Source organism: Ancylobacter sp. SL191 (genome assembly GCF_026625645.1).
In the GTDB taxonomy this organism is placed as follows: domain Bacteria; phylum Pseudomonadota; class Alphaproteobacteria; order Rhizobiales; family Xanthobacteraceae; genus Ancylobacter.
The window spans coordinates 1,014,011-1,040,852 of the sequence record NZ_CP113056.1; the positions used below are offsets into that span (position 1 = coordinate 1,014,011).

The window sequence follows — 26,842 nt, forward strand, 5'->3', positions numbered from 1 at the left end:
CCCGCCCGCGTCAGCCTCCCGCGTTGACCGCCCGCCCGGCCCCGATGGGACCGGGCGGCGCAAGGGTCAGAAGCGGATGTTCAGCGAGCCCTTGAAGGTGTTGTCGCTGGCATCCGAGGCGAACTGGCCGCCATAGCTCACGCCCGCCCGCACCGTGTCCGACAGCGCGATATCGAGCCCGAGGCCGACCAGCGCGGTGTTCTGGGCGATCGGCAGGCCCGACACCTGGAAGGCGGCGCTGCCCGAGGCGAAGGCGAGGCTCGCGGTCGGGTCGACATCGCCGAAGGCATATTGCCAGCCAAGGCTCAGATAGGGCCGCGCCTTGGCCCCGCCCTTCAGTTCCACCTCGGTCGCGGCGCGGATACCCAGCGTCGAGTAGAAGACGTTCTCATCGGCGGCCGAGCCGGTCAGCGCCGCCGTGGAGCCGGTCTCGGTGAAGTCGTCCGAGGTGAGGCTCACATAGGCTAGGCCGGCAAAGGGCTCGACATAGGCGCCCGCGCCCGTGCTCGGCAGGCCGGGCAGCGCCTGCGCCACCGGCACGCGCCAGCTCAGCTCGCCGAAGAGCTGGGCGGTGGCGGCGTCGTAGCTGGAGGACGCCGCCCCGGCATAGCCAGGGAACACGATGCTCCGGCTCATCGACACGTCGTGCCAGGTGTAGGAAGCGCCGACCAGCACGCCGAGCGCGCCATAGCGCGCGCCGCCATACAGGCCGAGATCGTAATTGTCGCTGTCGGCCGAGGAGCCGCGATCATCCACATCGATGGTCGAGCGGCTGTAGCCGGTCAGCACGCCGAACCGCCAGGTGTCGCCGAGCGGGATGTCGGCGCCGGCGAAGAAGCCGCCCACATTGCTGTCGGCGCTGGCGGCGTTGCCATTGCTGGAATTGTTGCCCCAGGCGCCATAGCCCTGCGCCCACAGCACCGCGCCCGAGCCGGGCGTCAGCGCCGCGGTCTGCGGGCCGCTCGCCGCCGCGTCCTCGGCGAAGCCCTGGCGCACGCGCCCGCCCACCGCCTCGCGCAGATAGCTCGACTGCTGGGCGAAGATGGTCGTCACCGTGGCATAGGCCTCGCCCGACAAAGCGTCGAAGGCGATGGGAGCGTTGGTGGTCGAGATCGACAGCACCGCGTCATAAACCGGGTTGCCAAGGCCGAGGGTTTCCACGCCCGCGCCGGTCGCCTGCTGGTTCGGCGTCTGGCCGACGCTGGCGAAGCTGATGTCGTTGCGCGCCAGCGTCAGATAGACGTTGCTGGCGTCATAGCCGAGGATCGGGGTGAGGAAGGCGAAGTTGCTGCTCACCGTATCGAAGGTGCCGGTGAGGCCGCCGCCCGCCGTGAGGATGGTGTAGGTCGCGAGCGGCGTGACATAGCCGGCCTCCGCCACCACCTGCACCGTGCCGCCCGTGAGAATCGCGGTGCCGGTCGCCAGGATCAGATCGTGCGTGCCGTCGGCGGCGATGTCGACGACATAGGTCGAGCCGCCGCCGAAATCGACATTGCCGGCGACGGTGAGCGTGCCCGGCGAATAGCCCGGCGCGACGCTGCCGCCATTGCCCACCGAGAGGCCGGCAATGGTGCCCTCGCCGCTCAGCACGCCACCGCCGGTGACGGTGAAGGTGGAGCTGGAGGTCGAGCCTTCCGTCAGCACGAGGTCGGCGCCGGCCACGTCGATCGGCCCGGTATAGCCGGAGGCGCCGATGAAGTTCACCGTGCCAGCGAGAATGGTGACGGAGCCGCTGCCGGTAATGGTGCCGGGGAAGTCGTAAGTGCCGGTGCGGTTGAACACCAGCGCGGCATTGTTGACGATGTCGCCGGCAATCGCGCCGGTCGCGCCGCCATTGCCGATCTGCAGCGTGCCGGCATTGATGGTGACGACACCGGAGAAGGTGTTGTCGCCGGTCAGGGTCAGCGTGTTCGCCCCGTCCTTCACCAGCGAGCCCGTGCCGGAAATGACATTGGCGAAGACGAGATCGTCCGACCGGTTGATGGTGAACGTGGCGCCGCTGGCGATCGACACATCGGCGGCGATGGTTCCTGACGTGCCGCCATTGCCGACCTGCAGCGTCCCGGCCGAGACGGTGACGGAGCCGGTGAGCGTCGGGCTCTCGCCGGTGAGCACCCAGGTGCCGGTGCCGGATTTGGCGAGATTGCCGAAGCCGCGATAGGCGCCGGTGTCATTGACGCTGTCGAGGTTGAAAGTGCCGGAGGCGCTGCCGGTCAGCTCCAGCGTGTTGCCGCTGCTGGCATTGGTGACGATGCCGGTCACCGTCGCGGTGTCGGCGAGCACGAAGCGGTTGCTGCCCGTGCCCATGCTGACCGCGATGTCGCTGGCGGTCGCGGCGGCGATGGTGCCGCTGTTGATGACGGTGCTGTTGCCGTTACCGGTCAGCACGGCCGTCGTGCCGGTGGTCTCAACAGTCCCGCTATTGTCCAGCCGGTTGGTGGTGCCGTCGAGGGCGACAGCGAGGTCGGTCGCGCTGATGGTGCCGCTGTTGGTGACGTCGATGTCGCCCTGCGCGGTGGCGACCGTGGCCGAGCTGCCGCCGGAGGCGAAGCCGCTATTGGCGACGATGCCGTATGTGCCGGTGAGCGAGCCGGCATTGACCACGGTGATGTCGCCGAGCGGGGTTTCGGCGAGAATGCCGGCGTCGCGGCTGGCGGTGACGATGCCGGCCGCCTCGTTGGTGATCTCGACATCGCCCGACGTGTAGGCCGTGCCGCGCAGGCCGTTGAAGCCGTCGAGGGAGCCGGTCATCAGGATGTGCGCCGCATCGAGCGCGGGGTCGCCCGTCGCCGTTACCGTGCCGCTATTAGTGACGGTGACCTTGCCAGCCTCGGTCATGGCGTAGACGGCGTTGTCGTTGCCGGAGATCGCCGTCCCGGAATTGGTGATGGTGGTGTCGCCATTGTTCGACCAGGCCACCAGCGCCTGGCGCAGGGTCGCGGTGACCTGACCCTCATTGATCAGCTCCGCCAGCCCGTAATAGTCGATCACCCGTATGCCGGCCGAGTAGGCGTTCACGACGCCGGTGGCGGTGTTGGTGACGGACACCGTCTCGCGCGGGCCGTCCGTCGGCCCCCGGTAATTGCCGTCGGCATAGATGCCGCGGTCATTGGTGGAAGTGACCGTGCCGCTATTGGTGATGGTGACCGGGCCGAAATTTGTGGTCCCGCTAAGGCCGGCATTGCCCTGCCCCGTCGTGTCTGACGTCTGGGTGATGTTGCCGGCATTATCGATGCTGATCGAGCCGCCGTAATCGTTCCTCACCCAGATGGTGCCGAAGCCACCGGTGGAGGTCGCCACGACGTCGCTGCCGATGGTCACGGTGGCGTTGACCGTGACGGCGATCGACTGCGGCGGCGTGCTCTGATCGGTGCCGAACTGCATGACCAGCGCGCTGTAGGTCGTATTATTCAGTACCGTCGTGCCGGTCAGCGTGACGGTCTGGTCATAGTCGCCGGGCGTCAGCGGCGAGGCATAGGTGACGGAGACCGTCGAAAGACTGTCGACGGTCAGCGATCCTGTGCCCGGCACCATGCTCACGGTGACGGAGGTGGCGTCGCAATTGGTGAGCGTCGTGGTGCCCGTCACCGTGCAGGCGGTGGTGGCCAGCGCCGGGGCGCTCGCCAGCAGGCCGCCGGCCATCAGCATCGGGATCAGCGCCGCACCCGCCAGCAGGCGCCCCCGCCGGTGCGCCGATGCCGCGCGCGCAAAAATATCCCCACGCCGCATCTCCGTGCGCGCGCCATTCCCCGCCTTGACCGTCATGTCCTGCCCCGTTGCACCCGCGCCGGCCCTTTGGTGGGCATCGTAGCGCTCGACGCAACCTTACCGAGCGTTCAGCAGGCGGGAAAGGTAAAATGTGACTTAAGATCACTCGGCATTGCTAAAGCCTATCTCGCGCGAATCGCCGCGCGGGGGGCGCGGAGGCCTAGCGCCGCGCCTTCAGCAGGCGGCGATAGTCCTGCGTCAGCGCCTCGATATCCTGCGCGCTGAAGGGCCAGCTGCCCTCCACGATGCCCTGGCGGATCTCGTTGGCGAGCACCGGCCAGAACCGGTCGACCAGCGCCGGCACCTCCGCGTCGCTGACGCCGCGGGCGCGCAGATCGAGGGCACAGATGGCACGGGCGGTTTCTTCGGTCTTGTGCATGTCGCTCAATACCGCAGACGCCGCGGCGCGAACGTCCACTACTCGACAGTGGGGCCCCGTTTCTCAAGCCCCGTGCCCTTCATCGTCCACGATATGTTCAGCCAAGCGCGCGGAGGCGACATTTCAATTGTCGCACGGCCGGCTTAGGGTGCGCTCGGCCGGTTCCGCCGGCGTCAGCAGCCGTGCCGGCACAGCCGGCGGTGTCAACATTCGGAGGCAGGTCTATGCAGCTCGGTATCGTCGGTCTTGGCCGCATGGGTGGAAACATCGCACGCCGCCTCATCAAGGCCGGCCATTCCTGCGTGGTGTGGGACCGCAACGCCGCCGCCGTCGAGGCGCTGGCGGCGGATGGCAGCATGCCGGCGGGCGATCTCGCCGGCCTCGTCGCCCAGCTCGACGCGCCGCGCGCGGTGTGGGTCATGCTCCCGGCCGGCGGGCCGACGGAGAGCACCATCAACGAACTCGCCGGGATGCTGGCGCCGGGCGACGTCATCATCGATGGCGGCAACAGCTTCTACAAGGACGACATCCGCCGCGCCGCCAGCCTGCGCGAGACCGGCATCGTCTATATCGACGTCGGCACCTCCGGCGGCGTCTGGGGCCTCGAACGCGGCTATTGCATGATGATCGGCGGCGAAAAGGAAGCCGTCGACCGGCTCGACCCGATCTTCGCCGCCCTCGCCCCCGGCCTTGGCGACATTCCCCGCACCCCCGGCCGCGAGGCCCGCGACCCCCGGGTCGAGCAGGGCTACATCCACACCGGCCCGGCCGGCTCCGGCCATTTCGTCAAGATGATCCATAACGGCATCGAGTACGGGCTGATGCAGGCCTATGCCGAAGGCTTCGACATCCTCAAGAACAAGGCCTCGACCGAGCTGCCCGAGCACGAGCGCTTCACGCTGGACATGGCGGATATCGCCGAGGTGTGGCGCCGCGGCTCGGTCGTCTCCTCCTGGCTGCTCGACCTCACCGCCATCGCACTGACCAGCGACGAGAAGCTGACGGATTATTCCGGCGCGGTCGCCGATTCCGGCGAGGGCCGCTGGACGGTGGAAGCCGCCGTCGAGGAAGCGGTCTCGGCCGAGGTGCTCACCGCCGCGCTGTTCGCCCGTTTCCGCTCGCGCCAGGACCACACCTTCGGCGAGAAGCTGCTGTCGGCGATGCGCTTCCAGTTCGGCGGCCACTCCGAATTCAAGTCCAAGTGACCGCGTGACAGCCATGGGAAGCGAGACCGTCGTTCTCGGCCAGAAGGTTCTCGCGCCCGATGCGGCGCCGGCACCGGCCTCCACCTTCTTCATCTTCGGCGCCTCGGGCGACCTCACCAAGCGCCTGCTGCTGCCCTCGCTCTACAACCTCGCCAATGAGGGCGTGCTGGCCGACGACTTCGCCATTATCGGCGTCGATCATGTCGAGCGCAGCGAGGAGGAGTACCGCGCCTTCCTCACCGAGGAGATCGCCAAGCTGCCGGGCTCCTGCGACACCAGCGGCGAGACCTGGCGCTGGCTGATGAACCGCATCGGCTACATGGCCGGCGATTTCGAGGATCCCGCCACCTATGGGCGCATCCGCGAGCGGCTGGACGGGCGCGCCCAGCTCACCTGCAACGCGGTGTTCTATCTGGCGGTCGCCCCGCGCTTCTTCGCCACCATCGCCGAGCAGCTCGGCGCGGCCGGCCTCTTGAAGGAGGAACGCGGCTTCCGCCATATCGTGGTGGAGAAGCCCTTCGGCACCGACCTGCCCTCGGCCCGCGCGCTCAACCGGCGCCTGCTGTCCATCGCCAATGAGCGGCAGATCTACCGGATCGACCATTTCCTCGGCAAGGAAACGGTCCAGAACATGATGGCGCTGCGCTTCGGCAACGGCATTTTCGAGCCGATCTGGACCAAGGAATATATCGACCACGTGCAGATCACCGCCGCCGAGACGGTGACGGTGGAGCAGCGCGGCGGCTTCTACGACACCACCGGCGCGCTGCGCGACATGGTGCCGAATCACATGTTCCAGCTCCTCGCCATGACCGCCATGGAGCCGCCGAACTCGTTCGACGCCGACGCGGTACGCACCGAGAAGACCAAGGTGATCGAGGCCATCCGCCATATGCGCCCGAGCGAGGCGATCGGCGCGGCGGTGCGCGGCCAGTACCGCGCCGGCTTCGTCAACGGCCAGCCGGTGAAGGATTATCGCGCCGAGAAGGATGTCGACCCGGACAGCCGCACCGAGACCTATCTGGCGCTGAAATGCTTCGTCGATTCCTGGCGCTGGAACGGCGTGCCGTTCTATGTGCGCACCGGCAAGGCGCTGGCCAAGCGCCGCACCGAGATCGCCATCCAGTTCAAGCGCGCGCCGGGCGTGCTGTTCAGCCATCTGCCGACCGCGCTGAAGCCGAACATGATGGTGATTCACGTCCAGCCGGATGAGGGCGTGTCGCTGCGCTTCGCCGCCAAGGTGCCCGGCCGCAAGGTGCGGCTCTCCGACGTGCAGATGGATTTCAAATACACCGACTACTTCAAGGCGGCACCCAGCACCGGCTATGAGACGCTGATCTATGACTGCCTGTGCGGCGATCCCACGCTGTTCCAGCGCGCCGACACCATCGAGGCGGGCTGGGAAGCTGTGGAGCCGATCCTCGAAGCGGTAGCGGGCGGCGAGAACGACGTGCAGTTTTATGCCGCCGGCAGCGACGGCCCGGCCATGTCGGACGTGATGCTGGCGCAGGATGGCTTCCAGTGGCTGCCGCTCGAAAGGGACCGCGCGCGATGACCGACTTACGTGCCGACAAGCGGCCTTTGCCCTCGCGCATCCGCCTCATGGTGTCGGATGTCGACGGCACGCTGGTGAACCGCGCCAAGGAGGTCACGCCCGCCACGGTGGAGGCGGTGCGCCGCCTGCGCGCGGCCGGCGTCGCCTTCGCCGCCGTCTCCGCCCGGCCGCCGCGCGGCATGCGGCTCTTGAACGAGGCCCTCGGCCTCGACATTTTCGGCGGCTTCAATGGCGGCACCATCCTGCGCGGCGACTACAGCCTGGTCGAGGAGACGCTGATCGACCCGGTCGCCGTGCGCCAGGGCCTCGACATGATGGTGCCGCGCGGCGCCTCGGTCTGGGTGTTCGCTGACAATGAGTGGTATCTCACCGACCCCGACAATCCTTACGTCGCCGGCGAGACCCGCACCGTCGCCTTCCCGCCGACGCTGGTGAGCGATTTCGGCGACCATGTCACGCGGGCCGGCAAGATCGTGTTCTCCTCGACCGATTTCGACATGCTGGCGGCGAGCGAGCCCGAGCTGCAGGCGCGGGTCGGCGCCGGCGCCACGGCCCGCCGCTCGCAGGCGAAATATCTCGACCTCACCCCGCCCGGCACCGACAAGGGCTATGCGGTGCGTGCCTTCGCCCGGCATTACGGGGTGGCGGTGGAGGAGGTCGCGGTGATCGGCGACATGGCCAATGACCTGCCGATGTTCGGCACCGCCGGCCTTGCCATCGCCATGGGCAATGGCGCGCCGGAGGTGAAGGCGAAGGCCGACCTCGTGACCGTGACCAATGAGGAAGACGGCGTCGCCCACGCCATCGAGCACTTCGTGCTGCCCCGCGCGCCGGGCTGAGAGTGCGCAGGCGGACGCTTACGGCGCGCCCGCGCGTCGTTTGCGTGCCCGTCAGCCGGAAAACTCGGTCTCGTGCTTGAGCACGTCCTCGGCCTCGGGGTTGAGCGGCTGGGCGGTGCGCTCGGGGGCGACCAGCGGCTCCGGCTCGACCCCGACATGGCCGTCGGCGGTGACCAGCAGACGCTGGCGCAGCAGACGCTCCATGTCGCGCTGGCGCACATCCACCACCGTCGCCTGCGCGGTCTCGGCGTCGATGCCGGTGGCCTTCAGCGTCGCCTCGCCAAAGGCGAGCGCCGATTCGAAGGTCTCGCGCATCTCGAAGTCCACGCCCTTGTCGCGCAGGGAAATGGCGTGGGTGCGGTCATAGGCGCGCACATGCAGGCGCACCGTCGGCACATTGGCCTGCAGGATGTCGACGATGCGGTCGGCGGTCTCGCGCCGGTCGACGCAGATCGCCACCACTTGCGCCCGCTCGACGCCGGCGGCGCGTAGCACGTCGAGCCGCGTGCCGTCGCCATAATAGATGCGGAAGCCGAAGCGGCCGGCGCTCTGGATCATCTCGACATCATTGTCGATGATGGTGACCTCAAGCCCCTGCGCCAGCAGGCATTGCGAGGCGATCTGGCCGAAGCGGCCGAAGCCGACCACCAGTACCGCGCCATGCGCCTCGCTGAAATCCGCCTCCGGCGGCTCGTCATGGCGCTGGCGGGATTCGATGCGCTGGGCGAGGCGCTCGCCGATCATCGCCACGGGCGGGCCGAGCAGCATGGTCATGGCGGCGCAGGCGGCCAGCATGTCGCCCTGCCGGGCGGTGATGAGCCCGAGCCCGAGCGCCAGCGGGAACAGCACGAAGGAGAATTCGCCCGCCGGGGTCAGCAGCGTCGCCGAGCGCACCGCGTCAGCCTCCGATCCCTCGGAGACGCGGAACACCGTCCAGACCGACACCGCCTTCACCAGCGTGACCAGCAGCGTGCCGATGATGAGCAGCGGGGCATTGGCGAGCACCACGTCGAGATTCATCGACATGCCCACGCCCATGAAGAACAGCGCGACCAGCAGGCCGCGAAAGGCGTCGACATTGGCCTCCAGCTCGTGGCGGAAGCTCGATTCGGAGAGCATGACGCCGGCGAGGAAGGCGCCCATCGCCATCGACATGCCGACCGCCGCCATCAGCGCGCCGGCGCCGAGCACGACCAGCAGCGCCGCCGCCGTCATCACCTCGCGCGCGCCGGAGCGGGCGAGGATGCGAAAGAACGGGGTCAAAAGATAGCGCCCGGTGCCGATGACGATGGCGATGGCCGCGATCACCACCAGCACATGGCCGACCGACTGGCTGAAGCTCTGCGCCTCATGGTCGCCCGGCGCCAGCAGCGGCATGAAGGCGATGAGCGGCACCACCGCCATGTCCTGGAACAGCAGCACGGCGAAGGTGCGCTGGCCATAGGGCTGGGCGAGGCCGCCCTTGTCCTCAAGCAATTGCAGCGCGATCGTCGTCGCCGAGAGCGCGAGCGACAGGCCCGCGACCACTGCCGCCCGCCAGTCGAAGCCGTCGCCGGCAAAGCGCGTGAGGAAGGCGATGGCGATGCCAGTGAAGACGAGCTGCGCCGCGCCGACGCCAAAGATCGCCTTGCGCATGGCGAGCAGCCGGCTCACCTGCAGTTCGAGACCGATCACGAAGAGCAGCAGCACCACGCCGACCTCGGCCACGGTGATGATCCGCTCGGGGTCGTGAAAGGCACCGAGGCCCGAGGGGCCGATGGCGACGCCGGCGATGAGGTAGCCGACGATCGGCGACAGGCCGAGGCGCTTGGCGATCGGCACGGCGATGACGGCGGTGGCGAGAAAGATCAGCGCCCCGATCAGAAAACCCTGGCCTTCACCGTGCATCCAAGCCGCTCCCGCCGCGCCGCCCCACCCAACGGACCAGCCATGCCGCCGCCGGATGGCAGAAGCATGGTGCTTTCGGAAGGCTTCACCTCATTCGCGCGCGCTTTATGGGAGCATCTTTCGCGCGGCAGGGAAATCCCGGCGCGAACATCCCGGCGCCACCAGCGGGCGAAGCCGATAGCGGCCGGCGCCGGGACGGTCTCCGGTTACCCACACGACAACGCCCGGCACGGGGCCGGGCGCTGGAAATCGAGGATCGCGCTATGAGGGCGACGCGGCTCAGTGATGGGCGTGCGCGGTCGGGCCGGGGATGTCCTGCGTCGGGTGCGCGGCGGGAATCGTGTCGCGGCTGACCGGCGGCAACGTCTTCAGCGCCTCGAACACCAGCGGGGAGAGCCCCTCGCCGCCTGCCGCCAGATGGTCTTCCATCCGGGCGCGCATGCGCGGATCCCAGAAATCCTTGATGTGCTTGGCGATGCCGGGCACCGCCCGGTCGTGCTTCTGCACCTCGAAGAACTTGCCGATCTGGTTCGCCATGTAGACGAGACGTTCCATCGTATTAGCCGACATGGGCGATACGCTCCTGTTCTGCCCCGCCGACCGCGATGCGATGGGGGTGGGTAAACACTTCAAATCCGTCGTCGCGGGCGATCGCCGCGAGCGTGATGCCGGCCTTCTCCGCCGTGCGCACGGCGAGCGCGGTCGGGGCGGAGACCGCCACCAGCACGCCCGCCCCGAGCCTGGCGGTCTTCTGCACCATCTCGATCGACACGCGGCTGGTGAGCAGCACGATGCCGGCGCTGGCGTCACGACCCTGCCGGACCAGATGGCCGACCAGCTTGTCCAGCGCGTTGTGGCGCCCGACATCCTCGCGCACCGCGACCAGCCCGTCCTCCGGCTGCCAGAAGGCCGCCGCATGAACCGCCCGCGTCTGCCGGTTCAGCACCTGCGCCGGCGGCAGCGCCGCGATGGCGCGGGAAATCTCGTCCACCGTGAAGTGGCGCGTGGCGGTCACCAGACGCGCCGGCTTCACCGCCAGTTCAAGGCTTTCGACGCCGCACAGGCCGCAGCCGGTGGGACCGGCGATCTGCCGGCGGCGCGCCACCATCTGGCGCGCCCGCTCATCCTTGAGCCAGAGGCGCACTTCGATGCCAACCGCGCCATCCGCCTCGTCAAATTCCAGCGTCTCGATGGAATCGACATCACCGAGGTCGTCGATGACGCCCTCGGTGAGGCTGAAGCCATAGCCGAAATCTTCGATGTCGGCCGGCGTCGCCATCATCACGGCATAGGTGGAGCCGTTATGGACGATGGCGACCGGGGTCTCCTCCGGTATCGCGCGCTCGCCAGCCTGCGCCCCCTGAGGGCCGCAGGCGAGGCGGGACACGCGCAGGACCGGCGGGATCATGACCGGATCCCGCTCACTCCGCCGCGACAGCGATGCGGCGGCTCTGGCGGGCGAAGGCGTCGTAATCCTCCTGCCACTCGGACGGCCCGTTCGAGCGCGAGATCTGCACGGCGGTGACCTTGAACTCCGGACAGTTGGTCGCCCAGTCCGAGAAGTCCGTGGTCACGACGTTGGCCTGCGTCGTCGGGTGGTGGAAGGTGGTGTAGACAACGCCCGGCGCCACGCGGTCGGTGATCTCCGCGCGCAGCGTGGTGCCACCGGCGCGGCTGTCGATGCGGACCCAGTCGCCCTGGCGCACGCCGCGCTGCTCGGCATCGTGCGGGTGGATTTCCAGCACGTCTTCCGGGTGCCACGCCACATTCTCCGTGCGGCGGGTCTGCGCGCCGACATTGTAGTGGCTGAGGATGCGGCCCGTGGTGAGCAGCAGCGGGAAGCGGGCGCCGGTGCGCTCGTCGGTCGGCACATATTCGGTGACGACGAACTTGCCCTTGCCGCGCGCAAACCCGTTGATGTGCATGATCGGCATGCCCTCGGGGTTGGCGTCGTTGCACGGCCACTGGACCGAGCCCATCTCGTCGAGGCGCTTGAAGGAGACACCGGCGAAGGTCGGGGTCAGCGCGGCGATCTCGTCCATGATCTGCGACGGGTGGGTGTAGTTCCAGTCAAGGCCGATGGCCTTGGCCAGCATCTGCGTCACTTCCCAGTCGCCATAGCCATTCTTCGGCGCCATCACCTTGCGCACGAGCTGGATGCGGCGCTCGGCATTGGTGAAGGTGCCGTCCTTCTCAAGGAAGGTGCAGCCCGGCAGGAAGACATGGGCGTAGGTGGCGGTCTCGTTCAGGAACAGATCCTGCACGATCACCAGCTCCATGGCAGCGAGGCCTGAGGCGACGTGGTGGGTGTCCGGGTCGGACTGGAGGATGTCCTCGCCCTGGATGTAGATCGCCTTGAAGGTGCCGTCGACGGCGGCGTCCAGCATGTTCGGGATGCGCAGGCCCGGCTCGGCGTCGAGCGGACGGCCCCACATCGCCTCGAAGGTGGCGCGGGTCGCGTCGTCGGAGATGTGCCGGTAGCCCGGCAGCTCATGCGGGAACGAGCCCATGTCGCACGAGCCCTGCACGTTGTTCTGGCCGCGCAGCGGGTTCACGCCGACGCCGCGACGGCCGATATTGCCGGTCGCCATGGCGAGGTTGGCGATGGCCATGACGGTGGTCGAGCCCTGCGAGTGCTCGGTGACGCCGAGGCCGTAATAGATCGCCGCATTGCCGCCGGTGGCGTAGAGCCGGGCCGCGCCGCGGATCAGCTCGGCCGGGACGCCGGAGACCTTCTCGACTTCCTCGGGCGAGTGGCGCTTGTCGGCGACGAACTCGGCCCAGTCCTGGAATTCCTCCCAGTCGCAGAACTGGCGGACATATTCCTCGTTCACCAGACCCTCGGTCACCACGACATGGGCGAGCGAGGTGACGACGGCGACGTTGGTGCCCGGCTGCAGCGGCAGGTGGAAGTCGGCGGTGATGTGGGGCGAGCGCACCAGGTCGATGCGGCGCGGATCGACGACGATCAGCTTGGCACCCTGGCGCAGGCGCTTCTTCATGCGCGAGCCGAACACCGGGTGGCCGTCGGTCGGGTTGGCGCCGATGACGAGGATGACGTCGGAATCCTCGACCGAGTCGAAGTCCTGCGTGCCCGCCGAGGTGCCGAACGCCTGATTCAGGCCATAGCCGGTCGGCGAGTGGCAGACGCGGGCGCAGGTATCGACATTGTTGGTGCCGAAGCCGGCGCGGATGATCTTCTGGACGAGATAGGCTTCCTCATTGGTGCAGCGCGAGGAGGTGATGCCGCCGACCGACTTGCGGCCATAGGCGTCCTGGATGCGCTTCAGCTCGGAGGCCGTGTGGGAGATCGCCTCTTCCCACGAAACCTCACGCCACGGGTCGGTGACCTTGGCGCGGATCATCGGCTTGAGGATGCGGTCCTGATGGGTGGCGTAGCCCCAGGCGAAGCGGCCCTTGACGCAGCTATGGCCGCGATTGGCCTTGCCGTCCTTCCACGGGACCATGCGGACCACTTCCTGGCCGCGCATTTCCGCCTTGAAGGTGCAGCCGACGCCGCAATAGGCGCAGGTCGTCACCACCGAATGCTCGGGCGTGCCGATGTCGATCAGGCGCTTCTCGGAGAGCGTGGCGGTCGGGCAGGCCTGCACGCAGGCGCCGCAGGACACGCATTCGGAGGTCAGGAACGCTTCCGACTGGCCGGGCGAGACGCGGCTGTCGAAGCCACGGCCGGAAATGGTCAGCGCGAAGGTGCCCTGCACTTCCTCGCAGGCGCGCACGCAGCGATTGCAGACGATGCACTTGGCCGGGTCATAGGTGAAATACGGGTTCGACTCGTCCTTCGGCATGACGAGCTCGGAGGTGGGGGCGAAGTGGTTCTTGCCCTCCATGCCGTAGCGCACCTCGCGCAGGCCGACCGCGCCGGCCATGTCCTGCAGCTCGCAGTCGCCATTGGCGGCGCAGGTCAGGCAGTCCAGCGGGTGGTCGGAGATGTACAGCTCCATCACGCCCTTGCGCAGCTGCGCGAGGCGCGGGGTCTGGGTGTGGACCTTGATCCCCGGCGCCACCGGCGTGGTGCAGGAGGCCGGCGTGCCGTTGCGGCCCTCGATCTCGATCAGGCACAGGCGGCAGGAGCCGAAGGCCTCCAGCGAGTCGGTGGCGCAGAGCTTGGGGATCTGCGTCCCCATTTCCATCGCCGCGCGCATGATGGAGGTGCCTTCCGGCACCGTCACTTCCATGCCGTCAATGGTCAGCGTGACCATCTTGTCGGTCTTGGGGGCGGGCGTACCGTAGTCGATCTCATGGACGAGTGACATGTGCAGCGTCCTCATTCAGCGGCTTCGAGGCGGCGCGGGGCGCCAAATTCCTCGGGGAAATGGGTCATCGCGCTCAGCACCGGATACGGGGTAAACCCGCCAAGGGCGCAAAGCGATCCAAGCTTCATGGTCTGGCAGAGGTCGGTGAGCGTCGCGAGGTTGGCCTCGACGCGCTCGCCGGCGATGATGCGGTCCATCAGTTCGACGCCGCGCGTCGAGCCGATGCGGCACGGCGTGCACTTGCCGCAGCTCTCCACGGAGCAGAACTCCATGGCGAAGCGCGCCATCTTCTTCATGTCGGCATTCTCGTCGAACACGACGATGCCGCCATGACCGATCAGCGCGTCCTTCGCGGCGAAGGCCTCGTAGTCGAAGGGCAGGTCGAACTGCCAGGTCGGCACATAGGCGCCGAGCGGGCCACCGACCTGCGCCGCCTTGACCGGCTTGCCGGTCGCGGTGCCGCCGCCGATGTCGTTGATCAGCTCGCCGAGCGGAATGCCGAAGGCGGTCTCGAACAGGCCGCCATAACGGACATTGCCGGCGATCTGGATCGGCATCGTGCCGCGCGAGCGGCCCATGCCGAAATTGGCGTAGAACTCGCCGCCATCGGCCAGGATATGCGGCACGGCGGTCAGCGAGAGCACGTTGTTGATGACGGTCGGCTTCTGGAACAGGCCCTTATGCGCAGGCAGCGGGGGCTTGGCGCGCACCGTGCCGCGCTTGCCTTCCAGGCTGTCGAGCAGCGCCGTCTCCTCGCCGCACACATAGGCGCCGGCGCCCATGCGCACTTCCATGTCGAAGCTGTACTGCGAGCCGGCGATGTTCACGCCGAGCATGCCATGGGCGCGGGCGGCGGCGATCGCCTTCTCCATCGCCCAGATGGCGTGGGGATATTCCGAGCGGGTGTAGACATAGCCCTTGGTGGCGCCCACCGCGATGCCGGCGATGGTCATGCCCTCGATCAGCTCGAAGGGATCGCCTTCCATGATCATACGGTCGGCGAAGGTGCCCGAGTCGCCCTCGTCGGCGTTGCAGACGATGTACTTACGGTCGGCCTTGGCGTCCGCCACGGTCTTCCACTTGATGGCGGTCGGGAAGCCCGCGCCGCCGCGCCCGCGCAGGCCCGACTTCTTGACTTCCTCGATGATCTCCACCGGGCCGAGGGCCAGCGCCCGCTCGAGGCCCTTATAGCCGCCATGGGCGCGGTAATCGCTGTAGGAGGCCGGGTCGATGACACCGCAGCGCGCGAAGGTGAGGCGCGTCTGCTTGGCCATGAAGGGGTGCTCTTCCGGCTTGCCGATGCGCAGATCATGCGCGCCGCCTTCCTGGAAGCCGGCGGCGAACAGGCCCTCGACATCGTCGGCGCCGACCGGGCCGTAACCGATACGGCCTTCCGGGGTCACCACCTCGACCAGCGGCTCCAGCCACAGCATGCCGCGCGAGCCATTGCGGATGATCTCGACCGGCTGGCGGCGGGCGAGCGCCGCGGCCTCGATCGCCGCGACCACCTCATCGGCGCCGCAGGCGATGGCGCAGGCGTCCTTGGGAACGTAGATGCGAAGGGTCACGACTGCGCCTCCAGGATCAGGGCATCGAGCCGGCGCTCGTTCAGCCGCGCGACGATCTTGCCGTCCAGCATGGCCGAGGGAGCCGTGGCGCACAGGCCGAGGCAATAGATGGGCTCGACGGTGACGCGGCCATCGGCCGTGGTCTCGCCGAGCTTGCAGCCGAGCTTGTGCTCGGCATGGGCGGTGAGCGCGTCGCCGCCGGCGGCCTGGCACGCCTCGGCGCGGCAGATCTTCAGCACGTGGCGACCGGCCGGCTCATGGCGGAAATCATGGTAGAACGTCACGACGCCATGCACTTCGGCGCGCGAGACGTTGAGCTTCTCGGCGAGCATGGGCACGATGGCGTCCGGCACATGGCCGAACGTCTCCTGCACCGCATGAAGCATGGGCATGAGGGGCCCTTCGAGGTGCGAGAACTCCTCGATCACCGTGCGGGCGCGCTCCTCGCTCCAGGGTTCGTAATGCGGCATCTTCTCCCGGGCCTTCTTTTAGAATTTTCCAAACAGACATTCCTATGTCGTTGAAACGAAATCAATTCGGGTGTTCCGTGCCTTGATAGAATTTTTCTATCACTAAGGCACGGCCCCACGCCGCACCCGCCTCGCGGGCGCCATACGGCGTTCCCTAAATGTTCTTGACCGGTAGGGTAAAACCGCTAGATTTCCCTTGGGGCGCCTCAAAACGGCGCAAGGGCGACGGGGGCGCGGCATGGTCCAGCGCGTGGCGACGGTGGCGTTCGAAGGCGTCGAGGCGCGCCCGGTCGATGTTCAAGTTCAGGTGAGCCCGGGCCTGCCGGCCTTCAATCTGGTCGGTCTGGCCGACAAGGCGGTGACCGAGGCCAAGGAACGGGTGCGCGCCGCGCTCATCGCCTCGGGCCTCGCTTTGCCCGCCCGGCGCATCACCGTGAACCTCGCCCCGGCCGACCTGCCCAAGGAAGGCAGCCATTACGACCTGCCCATCGCGCTCGGCCTCATGGCCGCCATCGGCGCCCTCGGCACCGACGCGCTGGGCGGCTTCACCGTGGTCGGCGAACTCGCGCTCGATGGCCGCATCGCCCCGGTCGCCGGCGTGCTGCCCGCCGCCATGGGGGCCAATGCACGCGGCCACGGCCTCATCTGCCCGGAGGCCTGCGGGGCGGAAGCCGCCTGGGCGAGCCCGGACATGCCTGTGCTGGCGCCGGCCTCGCTCATGCAGCTGGTCAATCATTTCAGCGGCCGCCAGCTGCTCGGCCGGCCCGAGCCCCGGCTCGACGGCGGCAACGCCGCGCTGCCGGACCTCGCCGAGGTGAAGGGGCAGGAAACCGCCAAGCGGGCGCTCGAGATCGCCGCCGCCGGCCGGCACAATCTCCTGCTCTGCGGCCCGCCGGGCGCCGGCAAGTCGATGCTGGCGCAGCGCCTGCCCTCCATCCTGCCCCCGCTCGGCCCGGCCGAGCTGCTGGAGGTCTCGATGATCGCCTCGGTGGCCGGCGCGCTGCAGGGCGGCGCGCTCACCAATCGCCGCCCGTTCCGCGCCCCGCACCATTCCGCCAGCATGGCCGCCATGGTCGGCGGCGGCATGCGGGCGCGGCCGGGCGAAGTTTCGCTCGCCCATAATGGCGTGTTGTTCCTCGACGAGCTTCCGGAATTCGCCCCCGTGGTGCTGGATTCGCTGCGCCAGCCGCTGGAGACCGGCGAGGCGGTGATCGCCCGCGCCAATCACCGCATCGCCTATCCCGCCCGCTTCCAGCTCATTGCGGCGATGAATCCCTGCCGCTGCGGGCGCGCCGGCGAGCCCGGCCACACCTGCCGGCGCGGGCCCCGCTGCGCCAGCGAGTATCAGGACCGGCTCTCCGGCCCCTTCCTCGATCGCATCGACCTGCATCTCGACGTGCCGGCCGTCGCCGCCATCGATCTGGTGCGGCCGGGCCCTTCCGAACCGAGCGCGGCGGTCGCCGCCCGCGTGAGCGAGGCGCGCCAGGCCCAGCGCGCCCGCTTCCGCGCGCTCGGCCGCCCGGACCTGTCGACCAATGCCGAGGCGAGCGGGCCGATCCTCGAGGAGATCGCCGCCCCGGACGAGGCGGGCGCCGCTTTGCTGGCGGACGCCGCCCGGCTGATGCGGCTTTCGGCGCGCGGCTATCACCGCGTGCTGCGCGTCGCCCGCACGCTGGCCGACCTCGCCGGCGCCGAGAGCGTCGGGCGCACCCAGATCGCCGAAGCCCTCGCCTACCGCTCCGCCGCCGACCGCGCCGCCGCGGCGGCGTAAGGGGTGGTGTGGGGCTTGAGGAGGCATAAGGGGGAGCAAATCGACAGGCGTCATCCCGGACGGCCAAAGGCCGAGCCGGGATGACGCCTGCGGGATAGCGCTGTGATGGCCGGCGTCTGGCGGGAATGACACGGCGGGTTGGAGGATGATGGCCGGCACCGTGCCGGGAACGACCGTGGGACAGGGCGGCCCCTTGTCCCGGACAAGCCACGCCCGGCGTGGCGCCGATCCGGGATCCAGGGGAGACTCTTTGGCCGTACCCCTTCAACCGCCAAGGCCGTCACGCCGCCGCGCGCCAACAGAATGTCGGCCGAAGGCTTGTCCGCGGGAGCGGGGAGCGTCGCCTGTGGCGACTGTGATGGGGTCGACAGGCCGGGTGACGCGGCAGGAAAGTCCAGCCGAGAGCGGCCCACCTCTACGCCGTCACGCCCATCCACGACTCCCCGCCGCCGCACGCGGCCAAAGACGTGGATCCCCGGGTCAAGCCCGGGGATGACGGCGCGAAAGTGAGAGGGACGCGCGAGGGGCAAAGGCGTCATCCCGGACGGCCAAAGGCCGAGCCGGGATCGCGTGCTGCGAAAGTCCCCCAACGATCCCGGCTCTCCGCTTCGCTGCGGCCGGGATGACGGCCTACGGTATGGAGGGGGTCAGCGGCCAGCGTCGTGCCGGGGGTGGCCGCGGCACATGGCCGGCCTCCGTTTCACGGACAAGCCAAGCGGTGCGCTCCATGGTGGCGACGTCATGGCCGTCCCCGGACTCACCCAGGGATCAGCCGGCCATCCACGACTCCCCGCCGCCGCACACGGCCAAAGACGTGGATCCCCGGGTCAAGCCCGGGGATGACGGCGCGAAAGTGAGAGGGACGCGCGAGGGGCAAAGGCGTCATCCCGGACGGCCAAAGGCCGAGCCGGGATCGCGTGCTGCGAAAGTCCCCCAACGATCCCGGCTCTCCGCTTCGCTGCGGCCGGGATGACGACCTGCGGTATGGAGGGGGTCAGCGGCCAGCGTCGTGCCGGGGGTGGCCGCGGCACTTGGCCGGCCTCCGTTTCACGGACAAGCCAAGCGGCGCGCACCACGGTGGCGACGTCATGGCCGTCCCCGGACTCACCCAGGGATCAGCCCGGCCTTCCACGACTCCCCGCCGCCGCACGCGGCCAAAGACGTGGATCCCCGGGTCAAGCCCGGGGATGACGGCGCGAAAGTGAGAGGGACGCGCGAGGGGCAAAGGCGTCATCCCGAACGGCCAACGGCCGAGCCGGGATCGTGTCCCGCCTAGGCCCGAACGATCCCTGAGCTCCGCTTGATGCCGGCCGGGATAGCGGCCCCGCCACTCCCGCCGCCTGTCACATGCGCGTCCTAGAGATGTGATTCTTCTCGGGGGATCGATATAATCGACCGGAGCCGGGGGATTGTGATGACCGAGATGCTGGCCGACGCGACTGTCGAAACGGCGCCCGCTACCGCCGCCTCGGTCCTGCGGGCGCTGCTGAAGCCGGCTTTCCTCCGCCCTTCCGTGCTCGCCCCGGCGCTGCTCCGCCCGCTGCGCCCCGCCCGCGCCGCGTCCGTCCCCACCCCGTCGACCCCCGCCCCGTTGCGCCTCGTGCCGGCGGCGCTCGACCCCTCCCGCTTCATGCCGGCGCTGCGCTCCTATTCGGGCCTGCGCCACCGCGAGAGCCGTTCGCCCGGCGGGCCGGTGGTGCTCGGGCGCATCGGCGCGCTGGAAGTGCGCCTCGCGGTGACGGCGGCCGATGTGCGCCGCGCCCAGCGCCTGCGCTACGAGGTGTTCTACGAGGAGATGTCGGCGATCCCCGCCGCCGCCGCCCGCCTCGCCCGGCGCGATGTCGACGCGTTCGACGCCATTTGCGACCACCTTCTGGTGCTCGACCATGAGAATTGCCGGATGGTGCGCGGCCGCGCCGTGCCGCGCGTCGTCGGCACCTACCGGCTGCTGCGGCAGGAGATCGCCCAGCGCCATCGCGGCTTCTACACGGCGGGCGAGTTCGACATCGCCCCGCTGCTCGCCCGCCATCCTGGCCGGCGCTTCCTGGAGCTCGGCCGCTCCTGCGTGCTGCGCCCCTACCGCACCAAGCGCACGGTGGAGCTGCTCTGGCACGGCATCTGGGCCTATGTCCGCCAGCACGGCATCGACGTGATGTTCGGCTGCGCGAGCCTGGAAGGCACCGATCCGGCGGCGCTCGCCCGCCCGCTCGCCTTCCTGCATCACTTCGCCCCGGTCGACCCGGAATGGTCGGCCGACGCCCTGCCCCGCCACGCCGCCCGCATGGACCTCGTGCCGGTCGAAGGGCTCGACGCCAAGGCCGCGCTGAACGAGCTGCCGCCGCTCATCAAGGGCTATCTGCGGCTCGGCGCGCAGATCGGCCGCGGCGCCGTGGTCGATCACCAGTTCGGCACGACGGATGTGCTGATCGTGCTGCCGGTCGAGCGCATCAGCCCGCGCTATCTCGATCATTTCGGCGTCAATGGCGAGCGCCACGCCGCCTGACCGGCCGGCCGGTTGGTGATGCGGCCGGCGATCCCGACGGCGATGCATCGCGCGCGGCCTTTTCGTGCAGGGCCCTTTTCGCGCAAGGTCCGGCGCCGGTGATCTTGCGCGCCACGCCGCCCTCTCCCATATCTGAGCGCAACGGGACGCCGTCACCGGGTCCCATCACGCAAAGTCGCTTCAGACAAGGACTTTGGGAGCATGTCGCGTATTCCCTCGCTGTCGAGCCCCTTCCTGCTCGGCTTTGATGAGGTCGAGCGGGCGCTCGACCGCGTCATGAAAGGCTCGGACGGCTATCCGCCCTATAATGTGGAGCGGGTCTGCCTCACCGGGGAGCCGGACCGCCTGCGCATCACGCTGGCCGTCGCCGGTTTCACCCGCGAGCAGCTCGACGTCACCGTCGAGGAGAAGGAACTCGTGATCCGCGGCCGCCAGGTCGACGAGACCGAGCGCGTCTATCTTCATCGCGGCATCGCCGCCCGCCAGTTCCAGCGCACCTTCGTGCTCGCCGATGGCATGCGGGTTCTCGGCGCCGAGCTGAAGAACGGTCTTCTGTCGGTCGATCTCGTCCGACCGGAACCGGAACGCGTTGTCCGACGTATCACCATAGCGACCGACGAGTGAGGGAGCCCGAAGCCGGTCTCGACAGCTACGAAAGGAGTCGCGGACCATGACCAACGAATTCCAGATCGACGCATCGTCAGCCGGCGAAGCCCTGGCCGGAGCGCTGTCGCCGGAAGCCTTCGCCAATCTCGGCGACGGGCATATTGCCTATGTGAAGCCGATCCGGTCGGAACAGGCGGCCGAGATGTTCCCGCAGGCGCGCCTCGCGCCGGGGCTGCAGCTCTACACGCTGAATGCAGCCGACGGCACGCCGATCATGCTGACCGACAGCCGCGAGGCGGCGATCGCCTCCGCGCAGCAGAACGAGCTGGTGACGCTGAGCCTGCACTGATCGGTCAGTTGAGCTGGACGGATCGGCCTCATCGGCCTGATCGTCCACCTCACTGCACTGACAATCCACGGCCGGCCGAGGGAAAAAACCCGCGACCGGCCGTTCTGTTTGTCACCCGCGGCGGGCTTCGATCGCGTCCCACACCTTGGCCGCGAGGTTGCCGCCACCCAGCCGCTCGATAGCGCGCAGGCCGGTCGGGGCGGTGACGTTGATCTCGGTGAGATAGCCGCCGATCACGTCTATCCCCGTGAGCAGCAAGCCTTTTTCCCGCAGCGAGGGGCCGAGCCGCTCGCAGATCTCGCGCTCGCGCGGGGTGAGATCGGTCTCCTTGGCGGCGCCGCCCCGCACCATATTGGAGCGCAGGTCGCCCGCGCTCGGCACCCGGTTCACCGCCCCGGCGAAGACGCCGTCGATCAGGATGATGCGCTTGTCCCCGGCGCTAACCGCCGGAAGAAACTGCTGAATCACCCAAGGCTCGCGGAAGACCTGCGCAAACATGTCGTAGAGCGAGCCGAAATTCAGGTCGTCGCGGGTGAGGCGGAACACCGAGGAACCGCCATGGCCATAGAGCGGCTTGGCGACGATATCGCCGAACTCCTCGCGGAAGGCCTTGATTTCATTGAGATCCCGCGTGATCAGCGTCGGCGGCATCAGGTCCGGGAATTCGGTGACGAAGATCTTTTCCGGAGCGTTGCGCACATGGGCGGGGTCGTTGACCACCAGCGTGCGCGGATGCACCCGCTCCAGCATATGGGTGGCAGTGATGTAGTTGAGGTCGAAGGGCGGATCCTGCCGCATCAGGATCACGTCGAAGCTGGCGAGCGGCACCCGCTCGGCCTCGCCGAGGGTGAAATGATCGCCCTTCACATCGCGCACCTCGACCGGGTTCACCGTCGCGAAGGGCACGCCGTCGCGCATGGCGAGGCGGTCCGTCGTGTAATAGGCGAGGCGATGGCCGCGCGCCTGCGCTTCCAGCATCAGCGCGAAGCCGGAATCGCCGGCGATGTTGAGGCGGTCGATCGGGTCCGTCTGGATGGCGACGTTCAAGCTCATGGAAAATCCGCTTCAGGATCAAGGGCGCGAGGCGCCGGGTCGGCTCCTGATGTAGCCCCTCGCGGGGCGATGCGCCACGGCATTGCAGGCACGGGAGGGCCGGGATCACTCCGCCTCGAAGGCGCCCGCGATATGTTCCGGCGGCCGGCCGGGCGCGACCAGCACGACGTCCAGCCGCATGTCGAACCCGGCGAATTCGGGATGGTCGGCGAGGAAGATCTCCGCCGCACCGGCGATACGCCGGCGCTGGCGCACGAGGAGCGACTCTGCCGCGCCCGCCAGCGTGCGGCGGGCTTTCACTTCGACGAAGACGAGGAGATCCTGGCGGCGGACGATCAGGTCGATTTCGCCGCGGGCGGTCTTCACGCGGCGGGCGAGGACCGAAAAGCCCTGAGATTCAAATAGATTAGCGGCCGCGACTTCGGCTGCAAGGCCGCGCGCGAAAGCCGCCTGTCGGGCCGGTGTGGCCACCCTAGTCGTCCTGCTGGAGAGCGAGCGCGCGGGCATAGACGGCGCGGCGCGGCAGGCCGGTCGCCACCGCCACGGAGGCCGCCGCGTCCTTAACGGAGAGCGTCGCCAGCGCCCGGCGCAGCGCGGCATCGACATCGGCCTCGGAGGCCTCCTCGGCCAGCGGCGGGCCGATGACCAGCACGATCTCGCCCTTCGGCGCCCCGACCTCGGCGTAATGGCCGGCGAGCGCGTCGAGCGGGGCGCGCCGCACCTCCTCGAAGGTCTTGGTCAACTCCCGGCAGACGGCGGCCGGGCGCGGCCCAAGCCCGGCGGCAAGATCGGCGAGGCTTTCCGGCAGGCGCGGGCCGCTCTCATAGATTACCAGCGTCGCCGGCAGCGTCTTGAGCTCGGCGATGCGGGTCTGCCGCGCCCCGCTCTTGGGCGGCAGGAATCCCTCGAAGAAGAAACGGTCGGTCGGCAGCCCCGCCGCCACCAGTGCGGCCAGGCTCGCCGAGGCTCCCGGCAGCGGCACCACGCGGTGGTTGCCGGCAATGGCGGCGGCGACCAGCTTGTAGCCGGGATCGGAGACCAGCGGCGTGCCGGCATCCGACACCAGCGCCACCATGCCGCCCGCCTCGAGCCGGGCGAGAATGCGCGGGCGCATCTGCTCGGCATTGTGATCGTGATAGGCGACCAAGGGCGTTTCGATGCCGTAACGATCCAGCAGGCGCCGCGTCACCCGCGTGTCCTCGCAGGCGATGAGATCGGCGCCGGCGAGCGTCTCCAGCCCGCGCAGGGTGATGTCGCCGAGATTGCCGATCGGCGTCGCCACGATATGCAGGCCGGGCTGCGGGCGCGGCGCGGGAAGGCTCTGGCCGGCAAGGCGGAAGACGCGCGAACGTTCGACGGGAGCGGGAGTATCCATGCGGGGAGTGTAGAGCCGGCCTTCCCGGCGGAAAAGCAAGGGCATGGCGGTTTTTCGCCGGTGCGGAGGGTGGATATGTCGCCATTTGATTCCCGCGCCGCGCCGCATGAGGTGACAGGCAAGCGCCCCTCGCCTTACAACAGCGCACGGGCCGCATCAGGCGGGCCATGAGCAGGGCCGGGCACAGCACAGGCATGCAGGACGAGAGCACAGGGCGCCGCGGCGGCCTTTTCACCCGGGGCACCAGCCGGCGCGCCGTCCTTCTCGGCGCGGCGAGCGCCATCCTCGCCGGTTGCGGCTCGATGCGCGATACGGCGCCGCCGCAGGCAAGCCTGGCTCCGGTCGAGCCGGCCACGCCGCAGCTTCCGGCCAACGTGCTGGGCACCGGCACCACCAAGATCGGTCTCATCCTGCCGCTCGGCGCCAGCGGCAATGCGGCGGTGGCCGCGCAGTCGCTGCGCAACGCGGCGGAAATGGCGATTGCGGAATTCACCGGCGCCAATATCCAGCTCATCGTCAAGGATGATGGCGGCACGGGGCCGGGCGCACAGGCCGCGGCGCAGCAGGCGATCGACGAGGGGGCGCGGGCCATCATCGGCCCGGTCTTCGCCCACACCGTCGCCGCCGCCGGGCAGGTGGCGCGCCAGCGCGGTGTGCCGCTGGTCGGCTTCTCCACCGACACCAATGTGGCGACGCAGGGCGTCTATCTGCTGAGCTTCCTGCCGCAGACCGATGTTGACCGCGCCGTGCGCTACGCCGCCTCCACCGGCCGGCGCAGCTTCGCCGGGCTGGTGCCGGACAACGCCTATGGGTCGGTGGTCGAGGCCGCCTTCCGCGAGACCGTTCCGGTCGTCGGCGGGCGGGTGATCGGGCTCGAGCGTTACGCCACGGGCGGCAATGGCTATGCGGAAGCCGCCCGGCGGCTCGCCGGCTCGGCGGCGCAGGCCGATGCGCTGTTCCTCCCCGATGCGGCGGACGCCGTGCCGCAGATCATCCAGGCGCTCGACGCCGCCGGGGTGAACCTCTCCGGCAAGCAGCTCATCGGCACCGGCTTGTGGGACGACCGCAAGCTCTTCGCCGCGCCGTCGCTCACCGGGGGTATCTTCGCCGCGCCGGACCCGGCCGGTTTCCGCGCCTTTTCCCAGCGCTATCAGGCGCGCTATGGCCGCGAGCCGGTGCGCACGGCGACGCTGGCGCATGACGCGGTCTCGCTCATGGCGGCGCTGGTCGCGGCGCAGGGCGAGGCGGGCATCACCGATACGGCGATCCAGAACCCCTCGGGCTTCACCGGCGTGGACGGCATTTTCCGCTTCCGCGCCGATGGCACCAATCAGCGCGGCCTCGCGGTGATGCAGATCGGCGGCGGCACCACCCAGATCGTCAGCCCGGCCCCGCGCAGCTTCGCGCAGGCGAGCTAGTCACGCCGCGAGATCGGCGACGATGGCGTCGAGCACGGGAAAGCCGAGCGGCGTCACGCGCAGCCGGTCGCCCGGCATGTCCTCGACCATGCCCTCCTCGACCAGCGCCGCAACGCGGGCGGGATCGAGATCGCGCCCGGCAAGGCGCGCATAGCGCTGGCGGTCGATGCCTTCCTTAAGGCGCAGCCCCATCAGCAACAATTCGTCCGCCTGCTCGGGCAAGGACAGTGCTTCTTCGCTGACGATGGCATGGCCCTGCGCCTCGACGCGGGCCGCCCAGTCCTCGGGGCCGCGCAGGGTGGAGGTGGCGAGCCGCCCCTCCGGCGTGTCGATCCGCCCATGCGCGCCGGGGCCGACGCCGGCATATTCGCCATAGCGCCAATAGAGCAGATTGTGCCGGCTCTCCGCGCCAAGCCGGGCGTGGTTGGAAATCTCATAGGCCGGCAGCCCGGCCGCCGTGGTGGTCTCCTGCGTCGCGTCCCACAAGGCGCGGGCGAGATCGCCGTCGGGAATGGTCAGCTTGCCGGCCGCATGGAGCGCGGCGAAGGGCGTGCCTTCCTCGATGGTGAGCTGATAGAGCGAGAGATGCTCGCAGCCCTCATTGATGGCCCGGCGGAGTTCCGCGCTCCAGGCTTCCGGCGTCTGGTTCGGGCGGGCATAGATGAGATCGAAGGACACGCGCTCAAAGGCAGCGCGGGCCACCGCCACCGCCTTGAGCGCCTCATCCGCCGTGTGCATCCGGCCGAGCGCCTTGAGCGACGTATCCTCCAGCGCCTGCACGCCAAGCGAGACGCGGTTGACGCCCGCCGCCCGGTAGCCCTGGAAACGCCCGGCCTCGACGCTGGTGGGGTTCGCCTCCAGCGTTACCTCGGCTCGCGCATCGAGCGGCCAGGCGGCATCGATGGCGGAAAGGATCGCCGCGACGGTCGACGGCTCCATGAGCGAGGGCGTCCCACCGCCGAAGAACACACTCTGCGTGCGGCGCTGGCCGGTCGCCGCGCGCATATGGGCGATCTCGGCGCGAAAAGCGGCGACGAAGCGCGCCTGATCGGGCGGAGCATGGCGCACATGCGAATTGAAGTCGCAATACGGGCATTTGGCCTTGCAGAACGGCCAATGCACATAGACGCCGAAGCCGGGATCGACCGGCGGCGGCGATTGCCCGGTCTCAGTCAAACGTCGCCCCGAGGCAGGCCTTCGCGAGCGAGATGAAGGCACGGGCGCGGTGCGACAGGCCACGGCCGAGCGGCGGCAGGCCATGCTTCTCGGCGCCGCTCATCTCGCCGAAGGTGCGGTCATGGCCGTCCGGCTGGAACATCGGGTCATAGCCAAAGCCGGCGGGTCCGCGCGGCGGCCAGACCAGCGTGCCCTCGACCACGCCCTCGAAATCCTCGACATGCCCGTCGGGCCAGGCGAGGCAAAGGGCCGAGATGAAATAGGCGCGGCGCATGTCCGGTAGATTGGCGCCGGCGTCGCGCAGCTCGTCCTCGACCCGGCTCATCGCGGCGTAGAAGTCCTTTTCTGGCCCGGCCCAGCGGGCGGTGTAGAGACCCGGCGCGCCGCCGAGCGCATCGACGCACAGGCCGGAATCGTCGGCGAAGGCTGGCAATCCCGTGGCATTGGCGGCGGAAATCGCCTTGATGCGGGCGTTTTCCTTGAAAGTGAGCCCCGTCTCGTCCGGCTCCGGCAGGTTGAGATCGCCGGCCGAGACACACTCAATGCCATAGGGCGCGAGCAGGCCGCGCATTTCTTCCAGCTTGCCGGAATTATGCGTGGCGATGACGACGCGGCCGGTGAGGCGACGGGGACGGGGTTCCAT

Annotated in this window: 21 protein-coding genes; 8 read left to right on the forward strand and 13 right to left on the reverse strand. The window is 69.0% G+C overall.

Annotated elements, in window-relative coordinates:
• Nucleotides 1–66: 66 nt before the first annotated feature.
• Both OU996_RS04545 and OU996_RS04550 read right to left on the reverse strand, forming a co-directional pair.
• The gene (locus tag OU996_RS04545) at nt 67–3,765 is read right to left on the reverse strand and encodes an autotransporter domain-containing protein (RefSeq protein ID WP_267584462.1); all 3,699 of its coding nucleotides are present in this window, start codon (nt 3,763–3,765) and stop codon (nt 67–69) included.
• A gap of 163 nt (nt 3,766–3,928) precedes the next feature.
• Complete coding sequence (locus tag OU996_RS04550) at nt 3,929–4,147, reverse strand: hypothetical protein (RefSeq protein ID WP_267584463.1); 219 nt, start codon at nt 4,145–4,147, stop codon at nt 3,929–3,931.
• 224 nt (nt 4,148–4,371) lie between these two features.
• On the opposite strand from OU996_RS04550, the gene gnd reads away from it, so the two are divergent.
• From gnd to OU996_RS04565, 3 genes are read left to right on the forward strand one after another with little or no spacing between them, the layout of a single operon-like run.
• Nucleotides 4,372–5,352 (forward strand): phosphogluconate dehydrogenase (NAD(+)-dependent, decarboxylating), encoded by a 981-nt coding sequence (gene gnd, locus OU996_RS04555; protein WP_267584464.1) that lies wholly within the window; start codon nt 4,372–4,374, stop codon nt 5,350–5,352.
• A 13-nt stretch (nt 5,353–5,365) separates the two neighbouring features.
• The gene (zwf, locus tag OU996_RS04560; RefSeq protein ID WP_267584465.1) at nt 5,366–6,907 is read left to right on the forward strand and encodes a glucose-6-phosphate dehydrogenase; all 1,542 of its coding nucleotides are present in this window, start codon (nt 5,366–5,368) and stop codon (nt 6,905–6,907) included.
• Entirely contained in the window at nt 6,904–7,746 is an 843-nt protein-coding gene (locus OU996_RS04565; protein WP_267584466.1) for a Cof-type HAD-IIB family hydrolase, read from the forward strand. The genes zwf and OU996_RS04565 overlap by 4 nt, the downstream gene beginning before the upstream one ends.
• 51 nt (nt 7,747–7,797) lie before the next feature.
• On the opposite strand, the gene OU996_RS04570 is transcribed toward OU996_RS04565, so the two are convergent.
• The 6 genes from OU996_RS04570 to OU996_RS04595 form a co-directional block, all read right to left on the reverse strand.
• The gene (locus tag OU996_RS04570) at nt 7,798–9,633 is read right to left on the reverse strand and encodes a monovalent cation:proton antiporter-2 (CPA2) family protein (RefSeq protein ID WP_267584467.1); all 1,836 of its coding nucleotides are present in this window, start codon (nt 9,631–9,633) and stop codon (nt 7,798–7,800) included.
• A gap of 279 nt (nt 9,634–9,912) precedes the next feature.
• Nucleotides 9,913–10,203: a formate dehydrogenase subunit delta gene (locus OU996_RS04575; protein ID WP_267584468.1), complete on the reverse strand. Its 291-nt coding sequence runs from the start codon at nt 10,201–10,203 to the stop codon at nt 9,913–9,915.
• Nucleotides 10,193–11,041, reverse strand: a complete 849-nt coding sequence (gene fdhD, locus OU996_RS04580) for a formate dehydrogenase accessory sulfurtransferase FdhD (RefSeq protein WP_267584469.1) — start codon at nt 11,039–11,041, stop codon at nt 10,193–10,195. The genes OU996_RS04575 and fdhD overlap by 11 nt, the downstream gene beginning before the upstream one ends.
• A 13-nt stretch (nt 11,042–11,054) precedes the next feature.
• Nucleotides 11,055–13,910, reverse strand: coding sequence for a formate dehydrogenase subunit alpha (gene fdhF, locus OU996_RS04585; RefSeq protein ID WP_267584470.1), 2,856 nt, complete (start codon nt 13,908–13,910; stop codon nt 11,055–11,057).
• An 11-nt stretch (nt 13,911–13,921) separates the two neighbouring features.
• Nucleotides 13,922–15,478, reverse strand: coding sequence for a formate dehydrogenase beta subunit (locus OU996_RS04590; RefSeq protein WP_267584471.1), 1,557 nt, complete (start codon nt 15,476–15,478; stop codon nt 13,922–13,924).
• Nucleotides 15,475–15,948 carry a formate dehydrogenase subunit gamma gene (locus OU996_RS04595; RefSeq protein ID WP_267584472.1) on the reverse strand — a complete coding sequence of 158 codons (474 nt, stop codon included), beginning with the start codon at nt 15,946–15,948 and terminating at the stop codon, nt 15,475–15,477. The genes OU996_RS04590 and OU996_RS04595 overlap by 4 nt, the downstream gene beginning before the upstream one ends.
• A 238-nt stretch (nt 15,949–16,186) precedes the next feature.
• Between OU996_RS04595 and OU996_RS04600 the strand changes: the two genes are divergently transcribed.
• The 4 genes from OU996_RS04600 (at nt 16,187) to OU996_RS04615 (ending at nt 21,177) form a co-directional block, all read left to right on the forward strand.
• Complete coding sequence (locus tag OU996_RS04600) at nt 16,187–17,719, forward strand: YifB family Mg chelatase-like AAA ATPase (RefSeq protein WP_267584473.1); 1,533 nt, start codon at nt 16,187–16,189, stop codon at nt 17,717–17,719.
• 1,630 nt (nt 17,720–19,349) lie between these two features.
• A complete protein-coding gene (locus OU996_RS04605; protein ID WP_420712746.1) occupies nt 19,350–20,222 on the forward strand; it encodes a GNAT family N-acetyltransferase in 873 nt (290 codons plus the stop codon).
• Between the two features lie 201 nt (nt 20,223–20,423).
• A complete protein-coding gene (locus OU996_RS04610; RefSeq protein ID WP_267584475.1) occupies nt 20,424–20,846 on the forward strand; it encodes an Hsp20 family protein in 423 nt (140 codons plus the stop codon).
• Between the two features lie 46 nt (nt 20,847–20,892).
• Nucleotides 20,893–21,177 (forward strand): DUF1150 domain-containing protein, encoded by a 285-nt coding sequence (locus OU996_RS04615; RefSeq protein ID WP_267584476.1) that lies wholly within the window; start codon nt 20,893–20,895, stop codon nt 21,175–21,177.
• 111 nt (nt 21,178–21,288) lie between these two features.
• Here the strand turns inward: OU996_RS04615 and gshB are convergent, their stop codons facing one another.
• The 3 genes from gshB to rsmI all read right to left on the reverse strand — a co-directional run bounded on the left by gshB (nt 21,289) and on the right by rsmI (nt 23,605).
• Entirely contained in the window at nt 21,289–22,230 is a 942-nt protein-coding gene (gene gshB / locus OU996_RS04620; protein ID WP_267584477.1) for a glutathione synthase, read from the reverse strand.
• A 105-nt stretch (nt 22,231–22,335) separates the two neighbouring features.
• The gene (locus tag OU996_RS04625; protein WP_267584478.1) at nt 22,336–22,737 is read right to left on the reverse strand and encodes a YraN family protein; all 402 of its coding nucleotides are present in this window, start codon (nt 22,735–22,737) and stop codon (nt 22,336–22,338) included.
• Nucleotides 22,703–23,605, reverse strand: coding sequence for a 16S rRNA (cytidine(1402)-2'-O)-methyltransferase (rsmI, locus tag OU996_RS04630; RefSeq protein ID WP_267585594.1), 903 nt, complete (start codon nt 23,603–23,605; stop codon nt 22,703–22,705). The genes OU996_RS04625 and rsmI overlap by 35 nt, the downstream gene beginning before the upstream one ends.
• Before the next feature lie 194 nt (nt 23,606–23,799).
• Between rsmI and OU996_RS04635 the strand changes: the two genes are divergently transcribed.
• Entirely contained in the window at nt 23,800–25,023 is a 1,224-nt protein-coding gene (locus OU996_RS04635) for a penicillin-binding protein activator (protein ID WP_420712747.1), read from the forward strand.
• Here OU996_RS04635 and hemW read toward each other — a convergent pair whose 3' ends face one another.
• Both hemW and rdgB read right to left on the reverse strand, forming a co-directional pair.
• Complete coding sequence (hemW, locus tag OU996_RS04640) at nt 25,024–26,199, reverse strand: radical SAM family heme chaperone HemW (RefSeq protein ID WP_267584480.1); 1,176 nt, start codon at nt 26,197–26,199, stop codon at nt 25,024–25,026. It lies immediately after the preceding gene.
• A complete protein-coding gene (gene rdgB, locus OU996_RS04645) occupies nt 26,192–26,842 on the reverse strand; it encodes an RdgB/HAM1 family non-canonical purine NTP pyrophosphatase (RefSeq protein ID WP_267584481.1) in 651 nt (216 codons plus the stop codon). Before rdgB ends, hemW begins: the two co-directional genes overlap by 8 nt.

Coding starts and splice junctions, on each gene's coding strand:
- OU996_RS04545 (WP_267584462.1), bottom strand. CDS start 3,765: ATGACGGTCAAGGCGGGGAATGGCGCGCGCACGGAGATGCGGCGTGGG.
- OU996_RS04550 (WP_267584463.1), bottom strand. CDS start 4,147: ATGCACAAGACCGAAGAAACCGCCCGTGCCATCTGTGCCCTCGATCTG.
- gnd (WP_267584464.1), top strand. CDS start 4,372: ATGCAGCTCGGTATCGTCGGTCTTGGCCGCATGGGTGGAAACATCGCA.
- zwf (WP_267584465.1), top strand. CDS start 5,366: ATGGGAAGCGAGACCGTCGTTCTCGGCCAGAAGGTTCTCGCGCCCGAT.
- OU996_RS04565 (WP_267584466.1), top strand. CDS start 6,904: ATGACCGACTTACGTGCCGACAAGCGGCCTTTGCCCTCGCGCATCCGC.
- OU996_RS04570 (WP_267584467.1), bottom strand. CDS start 9,633: ATGCACGGTGAAGGCCAGGGTTTTCTGATCGGGGCGCTGATCTTTCTC.
- OU996_RS04575 (WP_267584468.1), bottom strand. CDS start 10,203: ATGTCGGCTAATACGATGGAACGTCTCGTCTACATGGCGAACCAGATC.
- fdhD (WP_267584469.1), bottom strand. CDS start 11,041: ATGATCCCGCCGGTCCTGCGCGTGTCCCGCCTCGCCTGCGGCCCTCAG.
- fdhF (WP_267584470.1), bottom strand. CDS start 13,910: ATGTCACTCGTCCATGAGATCGACTACGGTACGCCCGCCCCCAAGACC.
- OU996_RS04595 (WP_267584472.1), bottom strand. CDS start 15,948: ATGCCGCATTACGAACCCTGGAGCGAGGAGCGCGCCCGCACGGTGATC.
- OU996_RS04600 (WP_267584473.1), top strand. CDS start 16,187: ATGGTCCAGCGCGTGGCGACGGTGGCGTTCGAAGGCGTCGAGGCGCGC.
- OU996_RS04605 (WP_420712746.1), top strand. CDS start 19,350: ATGCCGGCGCTGCGCTCCTATTCGGGCCTGCGCCACCGCGAGAGCCGT.
- OU996_RS04610 (WP_267584475.1), top strand. CDS start 20,424: ATGTCGCGTATTCCCTCGCTGTCGAGCCCCTTCCTGCTCGGCTTTGAT.
- OU996_RS04615 (WP_267584476.1), top strand. CDS start 20,893: ATGACCAACGAATTCCAGATCGACGCATCGTCAGCCGGCGAAGCCCTG.
- gshB (WP_267584477.1), bottom strand. CDS start 22,230: ATGAGCTTGAACGTCGCCATCCAGACGGACCCGATCGACCGCCTCAAC.
- OU996_RS04625 (WP_267584478.1), bottom strand. CDS start 22,737: ATGCCCGCGCGCTCGCTCTCCAGCAGGACGACTAGGGTGGCCACACCG.
- rsmI (WP_267585594.1), bottom strand. CDS start 23,605: ATGGATACTCCCGCTCCCGTCGAACGTTCGCGCGTCTTCCGCCTTGCC.
- OU996_RS04635 (WP_420712747.1), top strand. CDS start 23,800: ATGCAGGACGAGAGCACAGGGCGCCGCGGCGGCCTTTTCACCCGGGGC.
- rdgB (WP_267584481.1), bottom strand. CDS start 26,842: ATGGAACCCCGTCCCCGTCGCCTCACCGGCCGCGTCGTCATCGCCACG.